Origin of the sequence: Aerophototrophica crusticola (assembly GCF_012913305.1) — a bacterium.
GTDB lineage: Bacteria > Pseudomonadota > Alphaproteobacteria > Azospirillales > Azospirillaceae > Niveispirillum > Niveispirillum crusticola.
In genome coordinates, this window is record NZ_CP051775.1 from 1475200 (window position 1) to 1498799 (window position 23600).

At 68.9% G+C, this 23600-nt stretch carries 30 protein-coding genes and 2 tRNA genes; 17 read left to right on the forward strand and 15 right to left on the reverse strand.

The features are described from left to right. The first annotated feature begins 148 nt into the window (after nucleotides 1-148). The 8 genes from HHL28_RS07245 to HHL28_RS07280 all read left to right on the forward strand — a co-directional run bounded on the left by HHL28_RS07245 (nucleotide 149) and on the right by HHL28_RS07280 (nucleotide 6261). Nucleotides 149-781, forward strand: a complete 633-nt coding sequence (locus HHL28_RS07245) for an NUDIX domain-containing protein (RefSeq protein WP_075769038.1) — start codon at nucleotides 149-151, stop codon at nucleotides 779-781. Nucleotides 782-849: 68 nt separating this feature from the next. Further along, complete coding sequence (locus HHL28_RS07250) at nucleotides 850-1851, forward strand: cysteine synthase A (protein WP_075769037.1); 1002 nt, start codon at nucleotides 850-852, stop codon at nucleotides 1849-1851. Between the two features lie 22 nt (nucleotides 1852-1873). Next, nucleotides 1874-2602, forward strand: coding sequence for an alanyl-tRNA editing protein (locus HHL28_RS07255; protein WP_075769036.1), 729 nt, complete (start codon nucleotides 1874-1876; stop codon nucleotides 2600-2602). 11 nt (nucleotides 2603-2613) lie between these two features. Further along, nucleotides 2614-3480: a 3-mercaptopyruvate sulfurtransferase gene (gene sseA, locus HHL28_RS07260; protein ID WP_075769035.1), complete on the forward strand. Its 867-nt coding sequence runs from the start codon at nucleotides 2614-2616 to the stop codon at nucleotides 3478-3480. Continuing rightward, on the forward strand, nucleotides 3473-4120 hold the full coding sequence (locus HHL28_RS07265) for a GNAT family N-acetyltransferase (protein ID WP_404326728.1): 648 nt from the start codon (nucleotides 3473-3475) through the stop codon (nucleotides 4118-4120). The genes sseA and HHL28_RS07265 overlap by 8 nt, the downstream gene beginning before the upstream one ends. Further along, nucleotides 4104-5294 (forward strand): cystathionine beta-lyase, encoded by a 1191-nt coding sequence (gene metC, locus HHL28_RS07270; RefSeq protein WP_075769033.1) that lies wholly within the window; start codon nucleotides 4104-4106, stop codon nucleotides 5292-5294. The genes HHL28_RS07265 and metC overlap by 17 nt, the downstream gene beginning before the upstream one ends. Continuing rightward, nucleotides 5291-5695 (forward strand): phosphoribosyl-AMP cyclohydrolase, encoded by a 405-nt coding sequence (gene hisI, locus HHL28_RS07275; RefSeq protein WP_075769032.1) that lies wholly within the window; start codon nucleotides 5291-5293, stop codon nucleotides 5693-5695. The genes metC and hisI overlap by 4 nt, the downstream gene beginning before the upstream one ends. Before the next feature lie 176 nt (nucleotides 5696-5871). Next, nucleotides 5872-6261: a hypothetical protein gene (locus HHL28_RS07280; protein ID WP_404326731.1), complete on the forward strand. Its 390-nt coding sequence runs from the start codon at nucleotides 5872-5874 to the stop codon at nucleotides 6259-6261. Between the two features lie 16 nt (nucleotides 6262-6277). On the opposite strand, the gene HHL28_RS07285 is transcribed toward HHL28_RS07280, so the two are convergent. From HHL28_RS07285 to HHL28_RS07335, 12 genes are all read right to left on the reverse strand, one after another. Continuing rightward, entirely contained in the window at nucleotides 6278-6544 is a 267-nt protein-coding gene (locus HHL28_RS07285; RefSeq protein WP_404326733.1) for a DUF6460 domain-containing protein, read from the reverse strand. A gap of 101 nt (nucleotides 6545-6645) precedes the next feature. After that, nucleotides 6646-6722 (reverse strand) — tRNA-Arg (locus HHL28_RS07290). A gap of 8 nt (nucleotides 6723-6730) precedes the next feature. After that, nucleotides 6731-7036, reverse strand: a complete 306-nt coding sequence (locus tag HHL28_RS07295; RefSeq protein ID WP_075769029.1) for an ETC complex I subunit — start codon at nucleotides 7034-7036, stop codon at nucleotides 6731-6733. 35 nt (nucleotides 7037-7071) lie between these two features. After that, a tRNA-Pro gene (locus HHL28_RS07300) sits at nucleotides 7072-7148 on the reverse strand. 79 nt (nucleotides 7149-7227) lie between these two features. Beyond that, nucleotides 7228-8145, reverse strand: a complete 918-nt coding sequence (locus tag HHL28_RS07305; RefSeq protein ID WP_075769028.1) for a DMT family transporter — start codon at nucleotides 8143-8145, stop codon at nucleotides 7228-7230. Between the two features lie 141 nt (nucleotides 8146-8286). Continuing rightward, complete coding sequence (locus HHL28_RS07310; protein WP_075769027.1) at nucleotides 8287-8778, reverse strand: hypothetical protein; 492 nt, start codon at nucleotides 8776-8778, stop codon at nucleotides 8287-8289. 34 nt (nucleotides 8779-8812) lie between these two features. After that, nucleotides 8813-9283, reverse strand: coding sequence for a DUF192 domain-containing protein (locus HHL28_RS07315; RefSeq protein WP_075769026.1), 471 nt, complete (start codon nucleotides 9281-9283; stop codon nucleotides 8813-8815). Nucleotides 9284-9324: 41 nt separating this feature from the next. Continuing rightward, nucleotides 9325-10473, reverse strand: a complete 1149-nt coding sequence (locus HHL28_RS07320) for an acetoin utilization protein AcuC (protein ID WP_075769025.1) — start codon at nucleotides 10471-10473, stop codon at nucleotides 9325-9327. Nucleotides 10474-10542: 69 nt separating this feature from the next. After that, nucleotides 10543-10938, reverse strand: a complete 396-nt coding sequence (locus HHL28_RS07325) for a DUF1850 domain-containing protein (RefSeq protein WP_075769024.1) — start codon at nucleotides 10936-10938, stop codon at nucleotides 10543-10545. A gap of 4 nt (nucleotides 10939-10942) precedes the next feature. After that, the gene (locus tag HHL28_RS07330) at nucleotides 10943-12397 is read right to left on the reverse strand and encodes a TRAP transporter permease (protein WP_404326736.1); all 1455 of its coding nucleotides are present in this window, start codon (nucleotides 12395-12397) and stop codon (nucleotides 10943-10945) included. Continuing rightward, nucleotides 12394-13062, reverse strand: a complete 669-nt coding sequence (locus tag HHL28_RS18415; RefSeq protein WP_404326738.1) for a hypothetical protein — start codon at nucleotides 13060-13062, stop codon at nucleotides 12394-12396. The genes HHL28_RS07330 and HHL28_RS18415 overlap by 4 nt, the downstream gene beginning before the upstream one ends. 124 nt (nucleotides 13063-13186) lie before the next feature. After that, nucleotides 13187-14155 carry a TAXI family TRAP transporter solute-binding subunit gene (locus HHL28_RS07335; RefSeq protein WP_075769023.1) on the reverse strand — a complete coding sequence of 323 codons (969 nt, stop codon included), beginning with the start codon at nucleotides 14153-14155 and terminating at the stop codon, nucleotides 13187-13189. 258 nt (nucleotides 14156-14413) lie between these two features. On the opposite strand from HHL28_RS07335, the gene HHL28_RS07340 reads away from it, so the two are divergent. The 8 genes from HHL28_RS07340 to HHL28_RS18430 all read left to right on the forward strand — a co-directional run bounded on the left by HHL28_RS07340 (nucleotide 14414) and on the right by HHL28_RS18430 (nucleotide 19934). After that, entirely contained in the window at nucleotides 14414-15247 is an 834-nt protein-coding gene (locus HHL28_RS07340) for an SRPBCC family protein (RefSeq protein WP_075769022.1), read from the forward strand. Nucleotides 15248-15265: 18 nt separating this feature from the next. Continuing rightward, nucleotides 15266-15754, forward strand: coding sequence for a (2Fe-2S)-binding protein (locus HHL28_RS07345; protein ID WP_075769189.1), 489 nt, complete (start codon nucleotides 15266-15268; stop codon nucleotides 15752-15754). A 14-nt stretch (nucleotides 15755-15768) separates the two neighbouring features. Further along, a complete protein-coding gene (locus tag HHL28_RS07350; RefSeq protein WP_075769021.1) occupies nucleotides 15769-16560 on the forward strand; it encodes an FAD binding domain-containing protein in 792 nt (263 codons plus the stop codon). Between the two features lie 86 nt (nucleotides 16561-16646). Continuing rightward, entirely contained in the window at nucleotides 16647-17150 is a 504-nt protein-coding gene (locus HHL28_RS07355) for a GAF domain-containing protein (protein ID WP_075769020.1), read from the forward strand. A 121-nt stretch (nucleotides 17151-17271) separates the two neighbouring features. After that, a complete protein-coding gene (locus HHL28_RS07360) occupies nucleotides 17272-17604 on the forward strand; it encodes an XdhC family protein (protein ID WP_075769019.1) in 333 nt (110 codons plus the stop codon). Beyond that, nucleotides 17601-18044: an XdhC family protein gene (locus tag HHL28_RS18420; RefSeq protein ID WP_404326742.1), complete on the forward strand. Its 444-nt coding sequence runs from the start codon at nucleotides 17601-17603 to the stop codon at nucleotides 18042-18044. Before HHL28_RS07360 ends, HHL28_RS18420 begins: the two co-directional genes overlap by 4 nt. After that, nucleotides 18041-18313 (forward strand): XdhC family protein, encoded by a 273-nt coding sequence (locus HHL28_RS18425; protein ID WP_404326744.1) that lies wholly within the window; start codon nucleotides 18041-18043, stop codon nucleotides 18311-18313. The genes HHL28_RS18420 and HHL28_RS18425 overlap by 4 nt, the downstream gene beginning before the upstream one ends. 1063 nt (nucleotides 18314-19376) lie before the next feature. After that, the gene (locus tag HHL28_RS18430; RefSeq protein ID WP_404326746.1) at nucleotides 19377-19934 is read left to right on the forward strand and encodes a nucleotidyltransferase family protein; all 558 of its coding nucleotides are present in this window, start codon (nucleotides 19377-19379) and stop codon (nucleotides 19932-19934) included. Here the strand turns inward: HHL28_RS18430 and HHL28_RS07375 are convergent. Together HHL28_RS07375 and HHL28_RS07380 are read right to left on the reverse strand one after the other, a co-directional pair. Beyond that, nucleotides 19921-20787, reverse strand: a complete 867-nt coding sequence (locus tag HHL28_RS07375) for an alpha/beta hydrolase (RefSeq protein WP_075769016.1) — start codon at nucleotides 20785-20787, stop codon at nucleotides 19921-19923. The genes HHL28_RS18430 and HHL28_RS07375 overlap by 14 nt on opposite strands. A gap of 19 nt (nucleotides 20788-20806) precedes the next feature. After that, the gene (locus HHL28_RS07380; protein WP_075769015.1) at nucleotides 20807-22585 is read right to left on the reverse strand and encodes an ABC transporter ATP-binding protein; all 1779 of its coding nucleotides are present in this window, start codon (nucleotides 22583-22585) and stop codon (nucleotides 20807-20809) included. 180 nt (nucleotides 22586-22765) lie between these two features. Here HHL28_RS07380 and HHL28_RS07385 point away from each other — a divergent pair, with 180 nt between their 5' ends. After that, entirely contained in the window at nucleotides 22766-23239 is a 474-nt protein-coding gene (locus tag HHL28_RS07385) for an RT0821/Lpp0805 family surface protein (RefSeq protein ID WP_075769014.1), read from the forward strand. A gap of 24 nt (nucleotides 23240-23263) precedes the next feature. On the opposite strand, the gene HHL28_RS07390 is transcribed toward HHL28_RS07385, so the two are convergent. After that, complete coding sequence (locus HHL28_RS07390) at nucleotides 23264-23599, reverse strand: PilZ domain-containing protein (RefSeq protein WP_083698778.1); 336 nt, start codon at nucleotides 23597-23599, stop codon at nucleotides 23264-23266. Nucleotide 23600 lies beyond the last annotated feature (1 nt).

A 23600-nucleotide genomic window follows, 5' to 3' on the forward strand; every position in this document is an offset into this window, starting at 1 on the left:
CCGGCATGACGGCTGCAAGTTCCTGGACGGGCGGCACACCCCAGCCATCCGGCCCCCGGCAAGGACGGGCTGTTACCGTGCCGGGTCAGCCTGCACTATGCGTTCCCGCTCACGGGCCCCTTCGCCGCCGGAACCCCGAGGATCGACCATGACAGACGACATCCCCACCACAGGGCCCGGCCATAAGGCGGAGGTGCTGGAACGCACCGTGGCCTACAAGGGCTTCTTCCAGATGCACGAGCTGACCCTGCGCCACACCCTGTTCCGCGGCGGCTGGAGCAAGTCGTTCAGCCGCGAGGTGTTCGTCCGCGGGGAGGCGGCTGGAATCCTGCTCTATGATCCCGACCGGGACTCGCTGGTGCTGGTGGAGCAGTTCCGCGTCGGCGCCCTGGCGGCCGGGGAGGCGCCCTGGATGCTGGAGATCGTCGCCGGGATCGTCGACCCGGGTGAGACGGCGGCGGAGGTGGTGGTGCGGGAAGCCATGGAGGAGGCTGGCTGCACGGCGACGGACGTCTTCCCCATCAGCCGCTTCATGCCCAGCCCCGGCGGCTGCAGCGAGGTCATCAGCCTGTTCTGCGGCCGGGTGGACAGCCAAGGCGTCGGCGGCGTCCATGGGCTGGAGTCGGAGAACGAGGACATCCGGGTCCATGTTGTACCCGCGGACCAGGCCATCGCCTGGATGGATGAGGGGCGATTCACCAACAGTATCGCGCTCATCGCGCTTGGCTGGTTTGCGCGGCACCGCGACTCGTTGCGGCGACGCTGGCCTGTGACCACCTAGGCGGGGTTGCACCGCATCGGGGCGGTGTCTACGCTCCCTGCTTTGACCCGCGTAAAGAGGCTGCGCACGTGGACGCGCGTAACGGATTCATCGACACCATCGGCCGCACCCCCCTGATCCGCCTGATAGGCCCGTCGGAGGCCACTGGCTGTGAGATCCTGGGCAAGGCCGAGTTCCTGAACCCCGGCGGCTCGGTCAAGGACCGTGCCGCCCTGGCCATCGTGGAGGACGCGGTGGCCAGCGGCCGGCTGAAGCCGGGCGGCGTGATCGTCGAAGGCACGGCGGGCAACACCGGCATTGGCTTGGCCCTGGTGGGCAACGCCCTGGGCTTCCGCACCGTGATCGTCATGCCGGAGACCCAGAGCCAGGAGAAGAAGGACATGCTCCGCCTCTGCGGGGCGGACCTGCGGCTGGTCCCGGCGGTGCCTTTCAAGGACCCGGGCAACTATGTCCATGTCTCCCGCCGGATCGCGGAGGAGTTGGCCCAGACCGAGCCGAACGGCGCCATCTGGGCGAACCAGTTCGACAATCTGGCCAACCGGGAAGGCCACCGCCGCACCACGGGGCCGGAAATCTGGGAGCAGACCGGCGGCAAGGTGGATGCCTTCACCTGCGCCACGGGCACGGGCGGCACGCTGGCTGGCGTGGGCATGGCGCTGAAGGAGCGGAACCCGGATGTCCGCATCGTCCTGGCAGACCCCATGGGCTCCGCCCTCTATGCCTGGAAAAAGACGGGGGAGCTGAAGGCCGAGGGCAACTCCATCACCGAAGGCATCGGCCAGGGCCGCGTGACCGCCAACCTGGCGGACGCGCCGGTCGACGACGCCGTGCAGGTGACGGATGAGGAGGCGCTGCCCATCATCTTCGACCTGCTGAAGGATGAGGGGCTGGTCCTTGGCGGCTCCAGCGGCATCAATGTCGGCGCCGCGATCAAGGTGGCGAAGGCGCTGGGCCCCGGCCACACCATCGTGACGATCCTCTGCGATTACGGTACCCGCTACCAATCCAAGCTGTTCAATCCCGCGTTCCTGCGGGAGAAGAACCTCCCCGTCCCGGACTGGCTGGCCTGACACGAAGCGGAGCCCCTGCCCCATGACCCTCCTCTACCGCGACGAACCCTATGACCGCACCGCAGAGGCCGTGGTGGTGGAGAGCGACCCCGGCGGCATCCGGCTGGACCGCACCATCTTCTATCCCAGCGGCGGCGGCCAGCCGGGGGATACCGGCGCCCTGCGCTGGGACGGGGGTGAGATCCGCATCATGGACACCCGGAAGGGCGCCGACCTGGTCCAGGTCGGGCCCGACGTGATCCATGTGCCGGCGGAGGGGGCGGCCCTGCCCCCGCCGGGGACCAAGGTGACGTTGGAGCTGGATTGGGAGCGGCGGCACCGGCACATGCGCATGCACACGACCCTGCACCTGCTCTGCGCCGTGGTGCCCGGGGCGGTGACCGGCGGCCAGGTGGGCGCGGACAAGAGCCGGCTGGACTTCGATGTGCCCACCGGCAGCCTGGACAAGGAAGAGATCGAAGAGAAGGTGAATTCCCTGATCGAGGGCGACCATCCCGTGGTGGAGCGTGTCATCACCGATGAGGAATTGGCGGCGACGCCGGACCTGGTCCGCACCATGTCCGTGAAGCCGCCCACCGGCAGCGGCATGGTGCGCCTGCTGAACATCGGCCCCAGCGACATGCCCATCGACCTGCAGCCCTGCGGCGGCACCCATGTGGCCCGCACCGGGGAGATCGGCGGGGTGCAGATCGTGAAGATCGAGAACAAGGGCCGGCAGAACCGCCGGATCGTGCTGGCGCTGCGGGATTGAGGGAGGAACGGATGGCAACGGCGCGCGACCCGCTGGTGACCGTCGAATGGCTGGCGTCCCGTCTGGGGGACCCGTCGGTGCGGGTGCTGGACGCCTCCTGGCACCTGCCCACCTTGAAGCGCGACCCCCGGGCGGAGTTCCTGGCCGGACACATTCCCGGGGCGCGGTTCTTCGACATCGATGCCCTGAGCGCCCCTGGCACCGACCTGCCCCACATGCTGCCCAGCCCGGCGGCCTTCGGGGAGGCCCTGGGGGCGTTGGGCATCGGCAGCGGCGACACGGTGGTGGTCTATGACAGTGTCGGCATCTCCAGCGCGCCACGCGCCTGGTGGATGTTCCGCGCCTTCGGGCACCTGGACGTGTTCGTGCTGGATGGCGGGCTGCCGGCCTGGACCGCCGCGGGCCACCCGGTGGAGACCGGCGAGCCCTCTCCCGCCGAGCCGCGAAGCTTCCGCGCCAGGCTCGACCCGGCCCTGGTACGGGATGTGGCAGACATCCGTGCCAACCTGGAGACGGGGTCGGAGCAGGTGGTGGATGCCCGCGCCGCCGGACGGTTTGAGGGCACGGCGCCGGAGCCGCGGCCGGGCTTGCGGATGGGCCACATCCCCGGCAGCCTGAACCTCCCCTTCACCGACCTCCTGGACCCCGCGACCAAGACCCTGCTGCCGGCGGACACCCTGCGGGACCGCTTCAAGGCGGCTGGCGTGGACCTGTCCCGGCCGGTCACCACCTCCTGCGGCAGCGGCATCACGGCCTGTGTCCTGGCCCTGGCCCTGTACCGGATCGGGCGGAGCGATGTCCCGGTCTATGACGGGTCCTGGGCCGAGTGGGGTGCCCGGGAGGATCTTCCCCTGGCGACGGGGCCCGCCCATGGCTGAGCCGATCCCCTTCCCGCGGCCCCGCGAGGCGGTGCCGTCCCTGCCCGCCGCGGCACCCGGCATGATCCGGACCACCATCACCTACCTGGAGATGACGGAGAAGCCGTCCCGCACCTTCCGGCCCCCGCCGCCGGAAAAGTCCGCCCTGCTGCGGGCGGAGCGCTGCACCGTCTCCTACTACCGCTACCTCTACGACACGGTGGGCGGGCCCTGGCTCTGGTGGTTCCGGCGGGCCATGCCGGAGCAGGAGCTGGCCGCGATCATCGGGGATGAGCGGGTGGAGATCTTCGTGCTGTACGTTGGCGGGGTGCCCGCCGGCTATGCGGAGATCGACCGCCGCGTCGAGGGCACGGCCAACCTGGCCTATTTCGGGCTGGTACCGGATTTCATTGGCCATGGCCTCGGCCCCTGGCTGCTGGATTGGGCCGTGGACGCGGCCTGGGCTGGGGCCGGCGTGACGCGGGTGACGGTGAACACCTGCACCCTGGACCACCCCAAGGCTCTGATGATGTACCAGCGGGCCGGCTTCCAACCCGTTCGCCAGGAGGAGAAGGAAGAGCCCGACCCCCGTCTGGCCGGCCATCTTCCCCGGGGCATCGCCCCCACGTACCCCTGGTGGAACCGTGAGCAAAGCGGGTGACCGGGCGGAGGGAACGACGCAGGTCCATGCGGGCCGGGACCCCGCCGGCCATTCCGGCGCGGTGAGCATCCCGCCCTACCGCGCCTCCACCATCCTGTTCCCCGACCTGGACTCGCTGGAAGCACGGGATCCGGACTATGAGGCCGTCCGCTATGGCCGGACGGGCACGCCGACCAGCCACGCCTTCGAGGAGGCCATGGCGGAGCTGGAAGGCGGTTACCGCGCGGTCAGCTTCGGCTCCGGCCTGCAGGCCATCACCACGGCCTTGCTGGCGGTGCTGCGGTCCGGGGACCATCTGCTGATGGCGGACACCACCTATGGCCCCACCCGCGCGTTCTGTCAGGGCATCCTGGCCCGGATGGGGGTGGAGACCTCCTTCTATGACCCGCTGCTTGGCGCGGCCGACCTGGAAGCGCTGTTCAGGCCGAATACCCGTGCCCTGTTCCTGGAGTCGCCGGGGTCCCTGACCTTCGAGGTGCAGGACGTGCCCGCCCTGGCCGCTGCCGCCAAGACCCGCGGCTGCACCGTGCTGATGGACAACACCTGGGCGGCGGGCGTGTATTTCAAGCCGCTGGCCCATGGGGTGGACATCTCCCTCCAGGCCTGCACCAAGTATGTCGCCGGCCATGCGGACGCGAACCTGGGAACCGCCATCTGCACCAGGGATGCCTGGCGGGCCGTGAAGCAGGCCGCCGTGGACCTTGGCGCCACGGCATCGGCCGACGACCTGTTCCTGGGCCTGCGGGGCTTGCGTACCCTGTCCCTGCGCCTTGCCCGCCACCAGGAAGCCGGCCTGCTGCTGGCGGACTGGCTGGCCGGACAGTCGGAAGTTCGGCGCGTGCTGCACCCGGCGCGGCCGGACTGCCCGGGGCACCAGATCTGGAAGCGCGACTTCACCGGGGCCAGCGGCCTGTTCACGGTGGAGTTGGCACCGCTGCCCCGCCCGGCGCTCAAGGCGCTGGTGGAAGGGCTGCGGTTCTTCGGCATGGGCTATAGTTGGGGCGGGTTCGAAAGCCTCGTCCTGCCCACCAACCCCCGCCGTATCCGCACGGCCCGCCCCTGGGCCGGTGACGGTACCTTGGTCCGTTTCCATGCGGGGCTGGAGGAACCGGCGGACCTGACCCGTGACCTGGAAGCCGGCTTCGCCCGGCTGCGTGAGGCCCTGAAGACATGAGCACCCGAGTGCACCCCGGCCTGCTGGAGGCCATCCGTTTCAACGCCGACGGGCTGGTCCCCGCCATCGCCCAGCAGCACGGCACGGGTGAGGTGCTGATGATGGCCTGGATGAACCGGGACGCCGTGGTCGAGACGCTGGAGACAGGCCGGGTCTGCTACTGGTCCCGCTCCCGCGGCGGTCCCTGGCGCAAGGGCGAGTCCTCCGGCCAGGTGCAGACGCTGGTGGAGCTTCGGCTGGACTGCGACGGCGACACCTTGCTGCTGCTGGTGGACCAAAAGGGCGTCGCTTGCCACACCGGGCGGCGGAACTGCTTCTACCGGGCCGCCCGCGACGGGGAACTGGTCACCATCGCCGAGGTCGCGATCCCGCCGACCGAGCTTTACGGCAGCGGTTTTTGAGATGTTCGCGACGTTTGATCCAAGTCAAAGCGGCTTGAGGGAAAGGCATCTACAAGGAGGATGTCTCTAAACCCTCCCTATACCACTGCTCCGGGGCCCAGAAATGAGCCCCGGAATTTTTTTGTCCCTATCCCTAAGGTCAGGGTTCCTGGCGTGGCAGACGGCGAAGGGCTAGCATGCTCCTATCGTTGGTGGGAGCCTATGGGATGAAGGAACTGCGCTGCATCGTCTTCTCGGACAACGAGCTGTTGGCAGCCATCCTGGACCGTCGCCGCAAGTTGAAGGAGCCGATGCCGGAGGGGGAGATCACCGGCCTGAACACCGAGATGGGTGACGGGCTGAAGGTCAACCTGGAGCTGGACGGCGGCAAGCGTACCCTGGCGCTGGCGGAGCATGAGGTGCAGGGCGCCCTGCTGGCCTATTGCATGGCCAAGAACGTGCCCTTGCCGGTGGAGGCGGACAAGATGGTCTACCTGATCCGGGGCAAGGTCACCCTGATGATCACCATGAACTTCAACAAGCAGCCCCGCCTCGTGGGCGGCGCTGCGGCATCCGCGGGACGTTGAGCGGAAACGGGCCGGATCAGGGCTGCTGCGGCGGGGGCGGCGGGATCTGCCGCCGGTTCTTCCTCTGCATCAGCTTCAGCACCGTGGAGATGGCCACGATGGGCACCACCACGACGGCACCGGTGAGGATATAGGGGATCAGGCCCGCAAGCGCACCGAACACGGCCTCCGGCGCGTTGATCACCGCGTTCCAGGCCCCGCTCAACAGGCGCACCGGGTCGATGTCCAACCAGGACAGGAGGACGCCCACCACGAAAGACGCCACCAGGACCTGGAGCAGCAACCGCAGTGATTCCCTGACACCCATGGATGGTTCCCCTGGCACGGACACGGCTGCGGAACGCCCCTCGGACGGCTGGGTTCCTGTCGGCCTCCGGGATGGGATGGCGACCCCTGCTGGATTCGAACCAGCGACCTACCGCTTAGAAGGCGGTTGCTCTATCCAACTGAGCTAAGGGGCCGTGACCGGTCAGAAGCGGCCGATGCGGGGGCGGTCGGTACGGAAGTTGTCACCGTAGTTCTTGGGCGTGACCCGGCGGTCATGCGGCTCGATCAGGTCCACCTGCCAGCCCTTCTTCTCGGCGAAGGCCAGGGCCTCCTCCTTGCTGTCGAAGCGCAGCTTGACCTGGTTCAGCGTGTCGCCGGAGCTGATCCAGCCCATCAGCGGCTCGGGGCGGCGCGGCGTCTCGATCTCGTACTCCAGCACCCAGGTGCCGGTGGTGGCCCGACCGGACTGCATGGTGGTCTTGGCCGGGGAGTAGATCCGCACCTTCATCAGGGAACCCGTTCCGCAATGTCGTTCGTCAGGGATGGTCGGGGCGAGAGGATTCGAACCTCCGGCCTACGGTTCCCAAAACCGTCGCGCTACCAGACTGCGCTACGCCCCGACACGCCCTGGAGATACACCAGCCTTCGCCCCTGGGCAAGGGTGGGGACTGCTTTGTCGCCCCCCTGCCCCCCGGTTGTTCACGGCTTGGCTTCTGCGCCCAGGAAGCGCCAGCGCGGCAGGCGGCTGGGCGGGGTCATGACCAGCAGGTTTCCGCCCACGGCCAGGGCCAATCCCGCCGCACCCACCGGCGTCCATTCATAACTCTCGAACAGGGTGGAGATGACCAGGGCCACGATGGGGACCATGACAGCCACATAGCCCGCCCGGTCCGCCCCGATGCGGCCCAGCAGGGTGAAGTAGCAGAGGAACGCCGCGACCGAACCGGCCAGGGCCAGGTAAAGCAACGAGCCCACATAGGGCAGGCTCGGGTCGAAGGTGAAGGGCACCCCCCGCACCGCGGCGATGACGGCCATGGTGGCGGAGCCCAGCAGCATGCCCCAGGCCGTGGCGGCGAACAGCGGCACCTCCGCCTTGCGGGCCTTCGCCACGGCCATGTTGCCCAGGGAGGCGCAGAGGTTCGCGCCCATCATCAGCCCGAAGCCCAACAGGGCGCCGCCGCCCAAACCGTGGGCCGTGATCTCCGGCCCGAACAGCATCAGCACGCCCAGCACGCCGATCGTGCCGCCCAGCAACACGACAGGCCGCAGGGGCTGGCCCAGGAAGATGCGCGCGTTCACCACGTTCATCAGGGTCAACACGGACCCTGCCACGGCCACCAGGCCGGAGGGCAGTAGGCTGGTGGCCTTGTAAACGAACAGGTAGTTGCCGGAGAAGGTGAGGATGCCGGTGATGGCGACCCAGTGCCAGCCGTGCCGCGGCGGGACCAATGGCTGCCGCCGGATGGCCAGCCAAGCCAGCAACAGCCCCCCGGCCAGCGCGAAGCGGTAGGCCACGGAGACCGACGGGTCCACGACGCCGAGCTGGAACTTGATGACGAACCAGGTCGAACCCCAGATCAGGATGGTGGCGGCATAGAGCAGGTTGTTGCTCGACATGGGAAGGCACCCAGGGGGCGCGGCCCGGGAAGGACCGCTCGGAGGCGCACGGTAATCCCCTGCCCGGCCTTGTAGAAACCCGATTGTTGTTGGGGTGACATGATTTGCCGGGGATGCGCCAGTGCTTCCCGGCGGTGCCTTTCAGACGTCGATCTCCACTTGGTGGGCGTCCGGCGCGGTGGCCTGGAGGGCATGGACATAGGAGGCGATGCGGCTCGCCGGCTCCGTGTGCATGGACAGGAGCCGGTCCAGTTCCTGGGCCAGCCGCAGGTTCTCGGCCTGCTCCTCCGGCGGCAGGTCAGGGTGCCCGTCCACGGGGGCCGCCGCCTCCACGACGCCGATGGTGGGCTGGGTCGGCTGGCCATCCGGGCCGGGGCCGGGGTGATGGCGGGCGAAAAGCTCCAGGTTGCGGTGTACCCGTTCCCTGTAATCCGGCGTCAGGTCCGGCAGGGAGTCCACCTCGACCTTCAGGAAATCCAGCAGGTCACGCCGTCGGCGCCGCTTGTAGCCAGGCCCCTTGTCTTCCTTGTCCCGATCCCCGACGGGCTTCGCCGGGGTCACGCCGTCCCGGCGCTCGGGCGGCCGTACCGGCTCCAGGATCGGGCGTTGGATGGGTGGCGTGAAGAAGGCCATGGGAGAAGCCTAGCACACCCCGACCGTGTCGTCCTCAGGGTGCGCGCTTGGTGCCGACGGCGGGGTGGCGGACCATGTCGCCCAGGCGGATGCCCAGCCTGGCAGCCAAACCCCCGTTGACCTCCAGCGCGGCAATGGCCGGCCCTTCTGAATAAAGTGGGGTCAGGTCCAGGGGCTTGGCATTGGCGATGTTCAGGATGCGGCCACCCTCCGCGATATAGATGATGTCCAGCGGGATCAGCGTGTTCTTCATCCAGAAGCTGAGCGGCTGCGGCCTGTCATAGGGGAACAGCATCCCCTTGTCGTCGTCCATGCGCTCCCGGTACATCAGGCCGCGGGCCTGCTGGGCGGGGGTGATGGCCAACTCGACCGTGAATCTGTGCTTGGCCCCGCCCGCGGTCTCGATGACCAGGGAGTCGGTGGCCAGCGTCTCGGACAGGGCCGGGTGGGCCAACAGGCCGAACAGGATCAGGGCGGGGGCGATCAGCCGGAGGATCAGGCGCATCTGTCCTGCCTAACCCAACGGCGGGCGCCTGTAAATGCGGGTCAGGTCGCGAGGACGACGGGGACCAGCGCCCTCACCTCCTCCCGAACCGGGCCCTCGTTGGGCGCGTCGGCTATGGTGGTGAACCAGTGCGCCGGCGGGTTTCGTCCTTCCCGCCGCTCCCAGGTGATGGAACGCAACAGCCTCTCGGCCTCCGGCGTGGGGTCCGTCGCAGGGTCGATGCCGTTCATGACCGCCCAGATCCCGCCCCAGCAGCGGGCCACCGACCAGGGATTGTATCCCCCGCCACCCACCACGATGGTCCGGGGCGCCAGGTCCAGCAACTCCAGCACCGCTTCCCACAGGGCGTTGTTGGACAGGGTCAAACGGCTCAAGGGATCGTCGGCCAGGGCGTCCGACCCGGTCTGGAGCATGACCGCCTGGGGCTTGTACCAGGCCGCCAACGGCAGGATCGCCTGCTGCACCAGGAACCGCAGCTCGCTGTCGTTCAGCCCGGCAGGCACGGGCAGGTTCCGGGCGAAGCCGCCGGCCCGGTCCCCAGCCTTGCCCGTATAAGGCCAGCGGGCGCCCTCATGGACGGAGATGGTCAGCACCCGCGGGTCGTCGTGGAAGGCGTCCTGCACCCCGTCGCCATGGTGGGCGTCCAGATCCACATACAGGACCCGCTCAAGCCCCTGGTCCAACAGCTCCAGGATGCCCAACACCGGCGCGTTGAAGAAGCAGAAGCCGCTGGCCCGGCCGGGTGCCGCGTGGTGCGTCCCGCTGGCGGGGCTGTAGACCAGCCCCCCGTCCTTGACAAGCCGGGCAGCCAGGATCGCCGCGCCCGCCCCGGTGGCGGGGCGGCGGTACATCTCGGGGAAGACCGGGTTTTCCAGCTTGCCCAGATTGTAGCGCTGGCCGGTTTCGGCATCGACCCGCTGGTCCGCCTCCGCCTTCGCCAGCGCGGCGATGTAGTCCCGCGTATGGAACCGGGCGAGCTGGTCCACCGACGCCAGGGGCGAGTCCAGGTAGGCCTCGTCCGGCAGCCAGCCCATGGCCCGGGTCAGGTCCGTGGCCAGGCTGACCCGCTGGATGGACAGCGGGTGCTTCCGGCCATAGCTGGAGTTCCGGTAGACCTCCGCGCCCAGGTACAGGGGGCGGCGGGCGGCAGAGGTGGTCGTGCCGCGGGCGGCTAGGCTGTGCGTGTCCATGCCCATCCAGGTAGAAGCAGGACCCACCCGGGTCAACGGCCCGAACGGCAGCCCTGCCGCCCACCCGGGCTATGGCGCGCAGGCCGCCATCTCCACCGGGCTCTCATCCCCGGCAGGGCGGCGCACCCATTTGGCCAAGGGCTCGCATTTGCCGGCGGCACAGAGGGTGTGGTCGGCCGTGAAACCGCTGGTCGCCAGCATCACCTGCCGCTGGGGCGGGAGCTGGGGCACATAGGCCCACCAGCCGTCCCGCAGCACCGCGCCCTCCGCCGGCTCCATGCCGACGCCGCTGCCCTTGACCCGTGCCTCCAGCACCCGCAGGCCCTCCGGCCCGACGGCCCAGTCCTCCTGCCACTCCACCTTTTCGATGGAGTGGGTCCAGGACAGGGTGAAACGGTCCACCTCGACCCGCACGGGCGGGTTGCCGAGCAGGGCCAGGCAAAGGGCCGCGGCAGCCACCGGCATGGGCTCAGGCCGGTGACAGGGGGCGTGACGACCGCTCCCGGTACCATTGCCACAGGAAGAACAGGGCCGCCCCGGCAAAGCCCAGCTCGTCGGTGATCGGCAGCGCGATCACCAGCATGGCCGCGGCGATGCCGGCCCCGAGCCGCTCCAACAGGTTCAGCGGAGTCCAGAAGTAGCCGATCATGGCGGCACCCCAGAGGATGATGCCCAGCCCCGCCTTGAACACCATGTAGGCGGAGTGCCAGTAGTCCCCGCCCTGGAGCATCAGGGCCGGGTCGTACACCGCCATGAAGGGCACGAGATAGCCGGCCATGGCGATCTTGGTGGCCAGCCAGCCGATCTCCAGGTGGCCTGCCCGCGCGATGGGTGAGGCGGCAAGCGCGGCCAGGGCGACGGGCGGGGTCAGGTCGGCCATGATGCCGAAATAGAAGCAGAACATGTGGCTGACGATCAGCGGCACGCCCATCTGCAACAGGGCCGGCGCCGCGATGGCCGCGGTGATGATGTAGTTGGCCGTCGTGGGCAGGCCCGTGCCGAGCACGATGCACGCCACCATGGTCAGCAGCAACGCTGCCAGCAGGTACCCTCCCGACAGGTCCACGATGATGCCGGCCAGGCTGGAGGCGAGCCCGGTCAATGTCAGCATGCCGATCAGGATACCCACCAGGGCACAGGCGATACCCACCGCCACCGCGGCCCGGGCCCCGTCCGCCATGGCGTCCACCAAGGCCCTCAGGAGCTGCCGGCCTTCCATGAAGAAGAAGGAGGGTATGATCAGCAGGCCGACCAACGTGAAGGCCATATGCTCCGTACGGAAGCCGGCCTTGGAGATGCCATAGGCCACCAGGCCCAGGATGACCCAGAATGCGAGCCGGATCGCCAGGGTTCGGCCATGGGTGTTGAGCAGCGTCGTGCCCAGCAGCAGGATGACGGTGCCCGCGATACCGATGACGCCGGCAAACAACGGTGTGAAACCGCTGAACAGCAGGTAGACCAGCGCGACCAGCGGCAGCAGAAGGTACCACCCATTCTTCATGGCCTGCAGCGCGCTGGGGCATTCCGCCTTGGGCAGGCCCAGCAGCTTGCACCGCCCGGCTTCCAGATGAGCCATCCAATAGGCACTGGCGAAGTACAGGATCGCGGGGATGACCGCGGCCTTGCAGACCTCCAGGTAGGAGATGCCGATGGTCTCCGCCATGATGAAGGCGGCCGCCCCCATGACCGGCGGCATGATCTGGCCGCCCATGCTGGCCGTCGCCTCCATGGCCCCAGCGAATGCCGGGCGATAGCCGAAGCGCTTCATCAACGGGATGGTGAACTGGCCGGTGGTCAGCACGTTGGCGACGCCGGAGCCGTTGACCGTGCCCATGAAGCCGGAGGAGATGACCGACACCTTGGCCGCCCCGCCCTTCCGGTGCCCCACCAACCCCAGCGACAGGTCGTTGAAGAGCTGGATCACCCCGCCCGCTCCAGGAATGAGCCGAACAGGATGAACAGGAAGATGAAGGTGGAGGAGACGTAGATGGGCGTGCCGTAGATGCCCTCTGTGGAGTATTGCAGGTTGTCGATGATCTGGTCGAACTCATAGCCCCGGTGGGCGAACATGCCGGGCATGTAGGGGCCGTACATGGCGAAGGGGATGAACAGCACGCAGAAGATTGGCAGCCCCAGCCCCAGGAACCGCCGCGCCGCCTCCACCACCAGGACCACGTTGACGACCCCCACCGCGATGTCCAGGTCGGTGGGCGTGCCGGAGCGCAGGATCAGGTCGTTCTCGAACACCAGGTGGTACAGGCCGATGACGAAGGCCAGCACGCCCAGGGCCCAATCGTACCAGGGAACACGGCTCCGCCCCTTCTCCGTCGCCCCGATCAGGGCGAAGGTCATCAGCAGCAGGAAGCCCACATGGACCGACCGTACCACCAGGCTGGACAGCGGGTTGAAGGTGGCGGTCCAGACCTGGAACACGGCGAAGGCCACGCCGATGGCATAGATCATCCGCTTGTCGAAGGGTGACAGGCCCAACCAGGCGGTGGTCGGGTTGTCCTTCTCGATGGCCTTGCGGATGGCCTCCTCATCGATCTTGAGGTCCGGTTCCGGCAGCTTCGCGGCGTCCGACGCCATGGGCGGTGTCCCCCTGCTACGGGCAGGAACATGAAGGCCCCCAAGGGGCCCGAAAAGGCAAAGCGGCCCGCCCCGTCTGGTCGGGGGCGGGCCGCAGCGTCAGGCCGGCATCAGGCGGTCAGCCTCACACCAGCCCCTTCTCCTTGAAGAACTTCGCCGCACCGGGGTGCAGCGGGGCGAAGGCCTTGGCTGCGTCCTTGCCCAGGGCGATCTGCTTGGCCGCGGCGTGGGCGGCCTGCATCGCCTCCAGGTTCTCGAACAGGAGCTTGGTCATCTTGTAGACCACATCCTCGCTGACGCCGGAATGGGTGGCCAGCGCGTTGCCCGTGGCCACGGTCTGCACGTCCGTGGTCTGGCCGGAGTAGGTGTTGGCCGGGATGACGGCGTTGAGGTAGACCGGGTCGCCGATCTTCGCCACCACGTCGGGCGGCACCGGGACCACGGTGATCTCCATGGAGCTGGAAAGGTCGCGCAAGGACGCGACACCGAGGCCGGCGGACTGCAGGGTCGCGTCGATCTGCTGGTTCTTCATCAGGTCGACCGATTCGGCGAAGGGCAGGTACTCCACCTTCGAGAAGTCCTTGTAGGTCATGCCGGCCGCCTTGAACACGGCGCGGGCGTTCAACTCCGTGCCGGATTTGGGCGCGCCGACGCTGACCTTCTTGCCCTTCAGGTCTGCCAGCGACTTGATGCCGGAAGCCTTGCTGGCGACGATCTGGATGTAGTTCGGGTAGATCACCGCCACGGTGCGCAGCTTGTCCAGGGGCTGGGCGAAGCCCACCTCCGCGTCGCCCTTGACCGCCTGGGCCAGGGTGTCGGTCTGGGTGAAGGCCAGCTCGCCGCGGCCGGCCTGGAGCAGGTTCAGGTTCTCGGCCGACGCCTTGGTGGCCTGGACCGTGAACTTGGCGTCGGGGATGCCTTTGCCGTAGATCTGCGACAGCGCCACGCCCAGCGGGTAGTACACCCCGCTGGTGCCGCCGGTCAGGATGGTCACGAAATTCTGCTGCGCGGCGGCGGGCCGGATGCCGGCCAGCGCGGTGGCCGTGCCGGCCAGGGTCAGCGCGCCGAATGCACGCCGGGTGATGAGCGCCATCTCTGTCGTCCCTCCCAAGGTCGACCGTTGCCGGTCTGGATCATTGATTGCGGGGTATGCCCGTCGGCTTCAACGGGATGCCGCCAACCCTGGCGGTGGGCAGGCACACCGTTCCGAGCCTGATCTTTCAGGAATTCCAGCCGTCTTGCAACCATACCGATGCGACATCCCGTCCCCCAACGGGCTTCACAGTCCGTCCGGCCCCGTTTACCGTTCGCCAGAGGCCATCGTCGCCACGCATTCCGGGAGAGCGCCACCATGGACATGACCGGCGAGTACCGCATCGCCGCCCCGCGGGACCGGGTCTGGGCCGCCCTGAACGACCCGGAGGTCCTGCGCCAGTGCATCCCGGGCTGCGAGGAGCTGACCAAGGTCTCCGATACGGAGTATGCCGCCGCCGCCAAGGTCAAGGTCGGCCCGGTGGCGGCCCGCTTCACCGGGCGTGTGCTGATCACGGACCTGGACCCGCCCGCCGGCTACACCATCACCGGCGAGGGCCAGGGCGGGGCCGCCGGCTTCGGCAAGGGTGGGGCCAATGTCAACCTGGCCGAGGACGGCCCTGACGCCACCATCCTGCGCTATGTCGCCGACGCCCAGGTGGGGGGCAAGCTGGCCCAGCTCGGCTCCCGCCTCGTCCAAGGCACGGCCCGGAAGCTGGCCGACGACTTCTTCGCCCGCTTCGCCAACCTCGTGGCGCCCGGCAGCGTGGCGGCCACGGATGACGAGACCGCCGACGAGGCCGCGACGGAGCTGCTGGTGGAGGCGGCGGAGGAGATTGAGTCCCGACCGGAAGTCCCGTCCAGCGGCATGCCCGGCTTCGCCTCGGTCCCCCTGGTGGCCCGGCCCGAACTGGTGGCGAATGAGGGGCCCGACGCCCCCGGGGACATGGCCCGCCTCGCCGAGCCCCATCACCGACTGGATGAGGATGACGAGGTGGACAGCCCCCCGCCCCTGCCCGAACGTATCCGGTCCGGCCCCGGCGCCTTCCCTGAGGAGCCTGCCGCCGCTCCCGCCGGCAAGGGGCTTGGCCCGGTGGTCTGGATCGGCGGGCTTGCCGCCATCCTGCTCGCCCTGATCCTGATCTTCCGCTGACCCCGACCGCGAGGGATGATGCCGATCACCGTGAGCCTGACCGTCAACGGCAAGCCGGCCAGCCGCGAGGTGGAGCCCCGCACCCTGCTGGTGGAGCTGCTGCGCGACCATCTCGGCCTGACCGGGACCCATGTGGGGTGCGACACCAGCCAGTGCGGCGCCTGTGTGATCCATTTGAACGGCCGGTCGGTGAAGAGCTGCGCCGTGCTGGCCGTGCAGGCGGAGGGTGCCTCCGTCCTCACCATCGAAGGCTTGGCGACACCGGACGGGACCCTGCACCCCATGCAGGCCGCCTTCCGGGAGCACCATGGCCTCCAATGCGGCTTCTGCACCCCGGGGATGGTGATGAGCGCCGTGGACCTGCTGAAGCAGAACCCGCGACCCAGCGAGACCGAGGTGCGGGACTGGCTGGAGGGCAATCTCTGCCGCTGCACCGGCTACCAGAACATCATTAAGGCCGTGCTCGCCTGTGCCGAAGCGACGGCACCGGCGGCCTCGGCGGGCTGAACGGGGGGACGGAAATGTACGCCTTCGACTATCACCGGCCCGCCTCCCTGGCCGAGGTTGCCCGCCTCCTGGCCAGCCGGGAGGATGCAAAGCTGCTGGCCGGCGGCCAGACCCTGCTGCCGACCCTGCGGCAGCGCCTCGCCCAGCCGACGGACCTGGTCGACCTGGCCCAGGTGGATGAGCTGCGCGGTCTCCGCGCGGTGGATGACGGGCTGCTGGTCGGCGCCATGACCACCCACCACACCGTCAGCGCCAGCCCCGTGGCCCGTCGGGTGATCCCCGCCCTGGCAGAGCTTGCCGGCGGCATCGGGGACCCGCAGGTCCGCAACCGCGGCACCCTGGGCGGCTCCATCGCCAACAACGATCCGGCGGCCGACTACCCTGCCGCCCTGCTGGCCCTCGGCGCCACCGTGCGCACCAACAAGCGCGCAATCCGGGCGGATGCCTTCTTCACTGGCCTGTTCGAGACGGCCCTCGACCCGGGCGAGCTGGTCACAGCGGTGCAGTTCACCCGCCCGGATCGGGCCAGATACCTGAAGCTCCGCAGCCAGGCGAGCCGATACGCCACGGCCGGCGTGTTCGTCGCGACATTCGGGACGGCCGTTCGTGTCGCCGTTACCGGGGCCGGGGCTTGCGTCTTCCGCTGGACGGACGCGGAGCGGGCGCTGGCGGCGGATTTCCGGCCGGACGTGATCGACGGGCTGACCCTGGACCCGGGGGACCTGAACGGCGACATCCATGCCAGCGCGGAATACCGGGCGCACCTCGTCAAGGTTCTGGTACGGCGTGCGGTCAACCAATGTTGACACCCTGCCGTGAGGTTAGGGCATGGGAATACCCACACGCGCAGTGCTAATAAGTAGAGACCACATCCCAACGACGTTCCCTCCCCATGCAGCTCGCCCGTACCGCCCTGTCCGGTTTCCGGCGTGACCGCCCGTCCCTGTCACGGGTCTTCGAAGGGGCGTGCCGGGACATCATCCGCGACCTTGCGGTGACCAGGGCCAGCATCTGGTTCTTCTCCTCCGCCGGCACCGCCATCACCTGCGCCTGTGAGGTGGATGAGCGAACCGGACAGGTGATGCAGGGGGAAACCCTGGAGGAATCAGCCTGCCCGGCCTACTTCGCCGCCATCCGGCGGGATCACCGGGTGGTGGCGGATGATGTGATGGCCCATCCGGATACCGTCTGCCTCGCGGACTCCCATCTGCGCGCCCATGGGGTCCGGTCCCTGCTGGACCATGTGGTGATCGCCGACGGGCGGCCCATGGCGGTCCTCTGCGCCGAACAGTGCGGTGAACCCCGGTCCTGGACCTCGGCGGACGAGGAGTACCTGTTCCAGATGGCGACCCTGCTGGGCGTCGCCTTCCAGACCCGGATCGAACTGGCCGCCTGAGGGGCCATACCCCTTCCCCCATTGCCTCGCCTGCACGGCGGGCTAGACTGCGGCATCGATAGCAACGGTGGCCTCGGCCAACCGTTGCCCCAAGGAACCGCTTTTTTAGGGGAAAGCCCGCATGGCCGAAGCGGCAGCGGAAGTCGCCTCCGTCCTGGACCAGGCAGCCGCCTGGCTGGCGGAGGGGCGGCAGGTGGCCCTGGCGACGGTGATCGCCACCTGGGGATCGTCCCCCCGCCCGGTCGGCAGCCAGATGGCCGTGGACGACCGCGGTGCCATGGCCGGTTCCGTCTCCGGTGGCTGCATCGAGGGTGCGGTGGTGCATGAGGCGCAGCAGGTCCTCACGACGGGGGAGCCCCGGCTGCTGTCCTTCGGCGTGGCGGATGAGACGGCTTGGTCCGTCGGCCTCGCCTGCGGGGGCAAGGTCGAGCTTTACCTGGAGGCAATCCGGTGAGGCGCCGCCTGTTCGACGCCCTGCGCCGCGCCCAGGCGGAAAAGCGCGCGGTCGCCCTGGTCACCGACCTGGGCACTGGCCTGCAGACCCTGGTGCACGCGGATGCACAGGAAGGGGACGTGGCCCTGGAGGATGAGTTCCTTCCCCAGGTGCGCGACGCCATCCGCCGGGACCGCTCCGGCATCGTGGAGTTCTATGAGGGCCGGTTCTTCATCCAGGTGCAGAACCCCCCATTGCGGCTGATCATCATCGGCGCGGTGCACATCGCGCAGGCCCTGGCCCCCATGGCGGCCCTGGCCGGCTATGACGTGACCGTGGTCGACCCCCGTCGTGCCTTCGCCACCGACGCCCGCTTCCCCGCCATCACCCTGAACGGGAGTGGCCGGATGACGCCCTGGCCGCCCTGGCCCCTGACCACCGCACCGCCATCGTCACTTTGACCCACGACCCGAAGCTGGACGACCCGGCCTTGCTGGCCGCCCTGTCCTCCCCGGCCTTCTATGTGGGCGCCCTCGGCAGCCGGAAGACCCATGCCAAGCGCCGAGAGCGCTTGGCAGAAGCTGGGGCCGGTGAGGACGCCTTCGCCCGGATCAAGGGGCCCGTGGGGTTGGACATCAGCGCGGTGACCCCGGCGGAGATCGCCATTTCCATCCTGGCGGAGATGACCCTCACCCTGCGCGGTGGCCCGAAAGCCAAGGGCGAGGGCTGAATGCGCTTCGGCCTCATCCCGACCGCGACGGCAGAAGGCACCATCCTGGCCCATTCCATGAAACTCGCCGGCGGCATGCTGCGCAAGGGCCGGCGGCTCACGGCGGCCGATATCGATGCCATAACCCGTTCCGGGATCGACACCATCGTTGCGGCACGCCTGGAAGACAGCGACGTGCATGAGGATGAGGCCGCCGCCAGGGTGGCGGGGGCGCTCGCCGGACCTGGCCTGACCGTCAGCGCCGCTTATACGGGCCGGGTAAACCTTTTCGCCTCCGTAACGGGGCTGGTCGTCCTGGATACGGAGCGGCTGCATGCCTTGAACCTGCTCGACGAATCGGTGACCGTCGCCACCCTGCCCCCCTTTACGCCGGTGCAGGCCGGGCAGATGGTAGCCACCGTGAAGATCATCCCATTTGCCACCCCGGCCGGTGTTGTATCGGAGACGGAACGGCTTGCTGCGGGCCCACCCCCGCTCTGGGTGGCACCTTGGCAGGGGGTGCGGGCCGGGCTGGTACAGACCCTGCTGCCCGGGACCAAGCCCGGGATGCTGGACAAGACCCGATCCGCGACGGCGGAGCGGCTTTCGGCGGTAGGCGCCAGCCTGCTGGCGGAACGGCGTGTGGACCATGACCCGGCTGCCGTGGCTGAAGCCCTGGACGGCTTACGGGTTGAGGGATGCGACCTGCTGCTGGTGATCGGGGCCTCCGCCATCACCGACCGGCGCGACGCGCTGCCCGCCGGCATCCAGCAAGCGGGCGGGGACGTGCTGCATTTCGGGATGCCGGTGGACCCGGGCAACCTGCTGCTGTTGGGCCGGTTGGGTGGCGTGCCGGTGCTGGGCCTGCCGGGCTGTGCCCGCTCGCCTAAGCTGAACGGGTTCGACTGGGTGTTGCAGCGCTTGGCTGCCGGCCTTTCGGTGGGGCGGGAGGACATCATGCGCATGGGGGTCGGGGCCTGTTGGCCGAGATCCCCTCACGCCCCCTGCCCGCGCCGCAGCCACATCGGTCCCTCGCGCGCCACGCATCGCCGCCCTCGTCCTAGCCGCTGGCCTTTCGCGCCGGATGGGCAGCAACAAGCTGCTGGCCGAGGTGGACGGGGTGCCCTTGGTGACTTGGGCCGTGGATGCTGCCCTGGCCTCCCAGGCCGTGTCGGTCACGGTGGTCACTGGAAACCAGGAAGAGGCGGTTCGTGCCGCCCTCACCGGCCGTGACGTGGCGTTCGTCCGGGCGGACGACCACGCCCAGGGCCTGAGCGCCAGCCTGAAAGCCGGGCTGGCCACGGTGCCCGATGATGTGGATGGGGTGGTGGTCCTGCTAGGGGACATGCCCAGGGTCACCCCGGCCGTCGTCAACCAGCTCATCGCCGCCTATGCCCCGGCGGAGGGCAGGGCCATCTGTATACCCACCCACCAGGGCCGGCGCGGCAATCCTATCCTGTGGGACCGGCAGTTCATCCCGGAGATGCTGGCAACGTTGTCCGGCGACACGGGTGCCAGATCGCTGCTCAACTTCCATGCCGACCGGCTGGCAGAGGTGGAGGTCGGCGATGACGGGATCCTGCTGGATGTGGATACGCCGGAAGCCCTGGCGGCGTTGCGGGGTGGCATCAGCGCGGGATGATGGCCGTTCCCCGGCGGGGTCCCTGGTGGTCCAGGGTCGGCGGGGCAGTTCCCTGGGGCCGGTTCAGCCCCGACAGGAAGCCGACCACCTTTTCGGCCAGGCCATGGGCCATCAGGTCGTTGTGCCCCGCCTGCGGAAGCCAGACCGACGTTTTGGGCTCATTGGCCCGGGCGAACAGGGCCTTGCCGAGGCGCGTCGGCACCACCCGGTCCTTCTCCCCCTGGATGACCAGCAGGGGTGAGCCGACATTTCCGATCCTGGACAAGCTGTCAAACCTGTCTTTTAGGAGAAGTCGCACTGGGAAAATCGGGTAGTGGCTTGCCGCCGCATCCGACAGGCTGGTGAAGGGCGCCTCCAGCACCAGGGCGGCGGCCTTCCTTTCCGTCGCCATCTGCGTCGCGACCCCGGTGCCCAGGGACTCGCCATAGATCACCAGCTTCTGGCCGGAGATGCCCTGCCCCACCAGCCAGTCCAGGGCCGCCCGGGCGTCGGCATAGAGGCCCTGCTCGGTCGGCGAGCCGGGGTTCCCGCCATAACCGCGGTAGCCTGCCAGGAACACGCCATAGCCCGCCTTCTGGAACACCCTGGCCTTGTCGGCGCGATAACCCAGGTGCCCCCCGTTCCCGTGGAACAGCACGATGGTCGGCAGGCCTTCCTCTCGCGGCGGGACGAACCAGCCGTCGATGCTCAGACCGTCCGCCGTTGTCACCGTGACGACCCGAAAGTCCGGCAGGCCCGCATCCTCCGGCACCGCTACCCGCCGGTCGGGCATGTAGATCAGGGAGCGCTGGTAGGCATGGAGCAGGCCGCAGACGGCACCGTAGACCAGAAGTACCCCGACCAGCCATGCCATGAGCCGCCTCCCCATCCCCCTACCCTGATGTCCCGGCCAATGCCTCGGCCCCGGACTGCAAGGCGTGGAAGCGGGCATAGGCGCCACCCTTTCGGATCAGGTCGGCGTGGCTGCCCCATTCCAGCACACGCCCCTGGTCCAGCACATAGATGCGGTCCGCATCCACGATGGTGGACAGGCGGTGGGCGATGACCAGCGTCGTCCGCCCCTTCTGCAGCCGCCGCAGGGCTTCCTGGATCAGCCGCTCGCTCTCGCTGTCCAGGGCGGACGTGGCTTCGTCCAGCAACAGGATGGGCGCGTCCCGCAGCATGGCACGGGCGATGGCGATGCGCTGGCGCTGCCCGCCGGACAGGCGCAACCCGTTCTCCCCCACCCGTGTGTCATAGCCGTCCGGCAGGGCGGTGATGAAGTCATGGGCGGCGGCATCCCGGGCCGCACGGATGATCTCCGCCTCGCCCGCCCCTTCGCGGCCATAGGCGATGTTGGCCCGGATCGTGTCGTCGAACAGGGCCGTCTCCTGGCTGACCAGGGCGATGTTGCCGCGGAGCGATGCCAGACCCAGGTCACGCACGTCATGCCCGCCCACCAGCACGCGGCCGCCCGTCACGTCATAGAAGCGCGGGATCAGGTTCAGGACGGTGGACTTGCCGGCGCCGGACGCCCCCACCAGCGCAACCGTCTGGCCGGCTGGGACCTCCAGGTCGATCCCGTCCAGGGCCCCCTTGTCCCCGCCATAGCTGAATCGGACGCCCTCGAACCGCACTCCATGCCGCCCGGCCGGCAAGGCCACAGGTGCCGGCGGGTCCACGATGTGCGGCTTGGTATCCAGCACCTCCAGCACGCGCACGGCCGCGGCGAGCCCGATCTGGAGCTGCGCGTTCAGCTTGGACAGGGCGTTCATCGGCTGGTAGGCCAGCATGAAGGCGCCGATGAAGCTGACCAGCTCACCCGGCGTCCGCTCCCCGGCGGCGATCTGGTGGCCGCCATAGACGATCACCGCCACGACCGCGATGCCGCTGAAGGTCTCGTTCAGGGGCATCAGCGAGGCGGAGATGCGGAAGCTCTTCACCGTCAGGCGGCGCAGCCGGTCGATGGTGCCGCCGACCCGTTCCTCCTCATGCGCCTCCATGCCATAGGCCTTGACGTGGCGGGCGCCCTGGAAAGTCTGGCCCAGGATGGCGGAGAAGGTGCCCAGCTCCTCTTGGGTCCGGGTCGCGACCTTGCGCAACCGGCGCCCCAGCCTGCCCAGGAACCAGCCCGCCACCGGGAAGACGGTGAAGGCGATGGTGGCCAGCAGCCAGTCCTGCATGAACATCACCCCGACCAGGACGACGAGGGTCAGCCCGTGCCGGACAATGCCGGTCAGGCACTCCGCCACAGCCATCCGCATCTGGTTCACGTCATTGACCAGCCGGGAAATGAGCTGCCCCGACGCTTGCCCCTGGAGGTAGGCGAGGTCGGAGCGGATCAGGTGCCCATAGACCTGCCGCTGGATGGTGGCCACCACCCGCTGCCCCACGGCGTTGACGATCACGGAGTGGGCATAGGCCGCCCCGCCCCGGACCACGAATGCCAGGAACACCGCACCGGCGAAGGGCCAGAGTATCCAGCCATTGTCGGGCTGGAAGACATTGTCCAGCAGTGGCTCGAACGCCTTGGCGATGGCGCCGGTGGCCCCGCTCTCCGCCGCCATCAGCAACAGCGCCAGCACCACCCACCAGCGGTAGGGCTTGAGGTAGCTCGCAGCCAACCGGCGCAGCAGGTGCCAGGTCCCCTGGCGGGCGTCGGCGGCAGACAAGGATGAGGGTGCGGGATCAGGCACGATATGGGGCACGGCTCGGGTAAGGGCGGCCGATACCTAGCACAGCCGGCCCCCGCGGGCACCGGCAAACCCCGCCCCGACCCGGGCGAAGGGAACCATCAAGGTCGGGAAAGGGTTGCCGAAGCAAAGACCTGCCGTTGAGCAAGGAAAGCCATCATGATCCGCGCCTATCGCAACACCGCGGCCGCCCTGGCCACCGTCGTCACCTTGGCGGCCTGCCAGCAGGGCCAGGGCCCCTCGAACGAAACCATCGGCACCCTGGGCGGGGCGGCCGGCGGCGCCCTGATCGGTAATCAGTTCGGCAAAGGCGCTGGCAACACAGCGGCCACGGCCGTCGGCGCGGTTCTGGGCGCCCTGGCCGGCCGGGAACTGGCCAAGTCCATGTCCACCACCGACCAGGACCGCGCGGTGCGGGCGGAGCAGACGGCCGTCGCCCGGAACGAATCCATCACCTGGAACAACCCGGACACGGGCAACCGCGGCACCATCGAGCCGACGCGGACCTACACCAACTCCAACGGCAACACCTGCCGGGAGTATAACCACACCGTCTATATCAACGGCCGAGCCGAAACGGCCCGCGGCACCGCCTGCCGCGAGGATGACGGCACCTGGCGCCTGGTGGGCTGAGGACGGGAAAACCAGCCGGAAGGGTCAGGAAGAAGTATCCTGTCCTAAGGTCCAGCCGGCGATGATGGCGCCGATGTCATCCCGTTGGAACCGGATGCCCACGCCTTGGGGCGTCCGGCGGACGACGGTCGCCTCGGCCATGATCCCGGCATCGGGGAGCTCCAGCACCCCCTTGGTGCCCACGGCCAGGGCCAGGGGCGGCTCCAGGAAGGCCCCGGCGGGCGACACATCCCGCAGCCGGCAGTCATGCCGCTGCCCGCCGACGGCAAAGGTGACGGTGCCGCGGACCGGCTGGCGGTCGAACGCCCGCCGGTTCGTGCCCAGCAACCCCGCCATCCACCCCAGTATCCCCTTCGCCATG

What these genes read in the sequence shown, in the direction of transcription:
- HHL28_RS07245 (WP_075769038.1), top strand. Translation starts at nt 149, where the DNA reads ATGACAGACGACATCCCCACCACAGGGCCCGGCCATAAGGCGGAGGTG.
- HHL28_RS07255 (WP_075769036.1), top strand. Translation starts at nt 1,874, where the DNA reads ATGACCCTCCTCTACCGCGACGAACCCTATGACCGCACCGCAGAGGCC.
- sseA (WP_075769035.1), top strand. Translation starts at nt 2,614, where the DNA reads ATGGCAACGGCGCGCGACCCGCTGGTGACCGTCGAATGGCTGGCGTCC.
- HHL28_RS07265 (WP_404326728.1), top strand. Translation starts at nt 3,473, where the DNA reads ATGGCTGAGCCGATCCCCTTCCCGCGGCCCCGCGAGGCGGTGCCGTCC.
- hisI (WP_075769032.1), top strand. Translation starts at nt 5,291, where the DNA reads ATGAGCACCCGAGTGCACCCCGGCCTGCTGGAGGCCATCCGTTTCAAC.
- HHL28_RS07280 (WP_404326731.1), top strand. Translation starts at nt 5,872, where the DNA reads ATGCTCCTATCGTTGGTGGGAGCCTATGGGATGAAGGAACTGCGCTGC.
- HHL28_RS07295 (WP_075769029.1), bottom strand. Translation starts at nt 7,036, where the DNA reads ATGAAGGTGCGGATCTACTCCCCGGCCAAGACCACCATGCAGTCCGGT.
- HHL28_RS07305 (WP_075769028.1), bottom strand. Translation starts at nt 8,145, where the DNA reads ATGTCGAGCAACAACCTGCTCTATGCCGCCACCATCCTGATCTGGGGT.
- HHL28_RS07310 (WP_075769027.1), bottom strand. Translation starts at nt 8,778, where the DNA reads ATGGCCTTCTTCACGCCACCCATCCAACGCCCGATCCTGGAGCCGGTA.
- HHL28_RS07315 (WP_075769026.1), bottom strand. Translation starts at nt 9,283, where the DNA reads ATGCGCCTGATCCTCCGGCTGATCGCCCCCGCCCTGATCCTGTTCGGC.
- HHL28_RS07320 (WP_075769025.1), bottom strand. Translation starts at nt 10,473, where the DNA reads ATGGACACGCACAGCCTAGCCGCCCGCGGCACGACCACCTCTGCCGCC.
- HHL28_RS07325 (WP_075769024.1), bottom strand. Translation starts at nt 10,938, where the DNA reads ATGCCGGTGGCTGCCGCGGCCCTTTGCCTGGCCCTGCTCGGCAACCCG.
- HHL28_RS18415 (WP_404326738.1), bottom strand. Translation starts at nt 13,062, where the DNA reads ATGGCGTCGGACGCCGCGAAGCTGCCGGAACCGGACCTCAAGATCGAT.
- HHL28_RS07335 (WP_075769023.1), bottom strand. Translation starts at nt 14,155, where the DNA reads ATGGCGCTCATCACCCGGCGTGCATTCGGCGCGCTGACCCTGGCCGGC.
- HHL28_RS07340 (WP_075769022.1), top strand. Translation starts at nt 14,414, where the DNA reads ATGGACATGACCGGCGAGTACCGCATCGCCGCCCCGCGGGACCGGGTC.
- HHL28_RS07345 (WP_075769189.1), top strand. Translation starts at nt 15,266, where the DNA reads ATGCCGATCACCGTGAGCCTGACCGTCAACGGCAAGCCGGCCAGCCGC.
- HHL28_RS07350 (WP_075769021.1), top strand. Translation starts at nt 15,769, where the DNA reads ATGTACGCCTTCGACTATCACCGGCCCGCCTCCCTGGCCGAGGTTGCC.
- HHL28_RS07355 (WP_075769020.1), top strand. Translation starts at nt 16,647, where the DNA reads ATGCAGCTCGCCCGTACCGCCCTGTCCGGTTTCCGGCGTGACCGCCCG.
- HHL28_RS07360 (WP_075769019.1), top strand. Translation starts at nt 17,272, where the DNA reads ATGGCCGAAGCGGCAGCGGAAGTCGCCTCCGTCCTGGACCAGGCAGCC.
- HHL28_RS18430 (WP_404326746.1), top strand. Translation starts at nt 19,377, where the DNA reads ATGGGCAGCAACAAGCTGCTGGCCGAGGTGGACGGGGTGCCCTTGGTG.
- HHL28_RS07375 (WP_075769016.1), bottom strand. Translation starts at nt 20,787, where the DNA reads ATGGCATGGCTGGTCGGGGTACTTCTGGTCTACGGTGCCGTCTGCGGC.
- HHL28_RS07385 (WP_075769014.1), top strand. Translation starts at nt 22,766, where the DNA reads ATGATCCGCGCCTATCGCAACACCGCGGCCGCCCTGGCCACCGTCGTC.
- HHL28_RS07390 (WP_083698778.1), bottom strand. Translation starts at nt 23,599, where the DNA reads ATGGCGAAGGGGATACTGGGGTGGATGGCGGGGTTGCTGGGCACGAAC.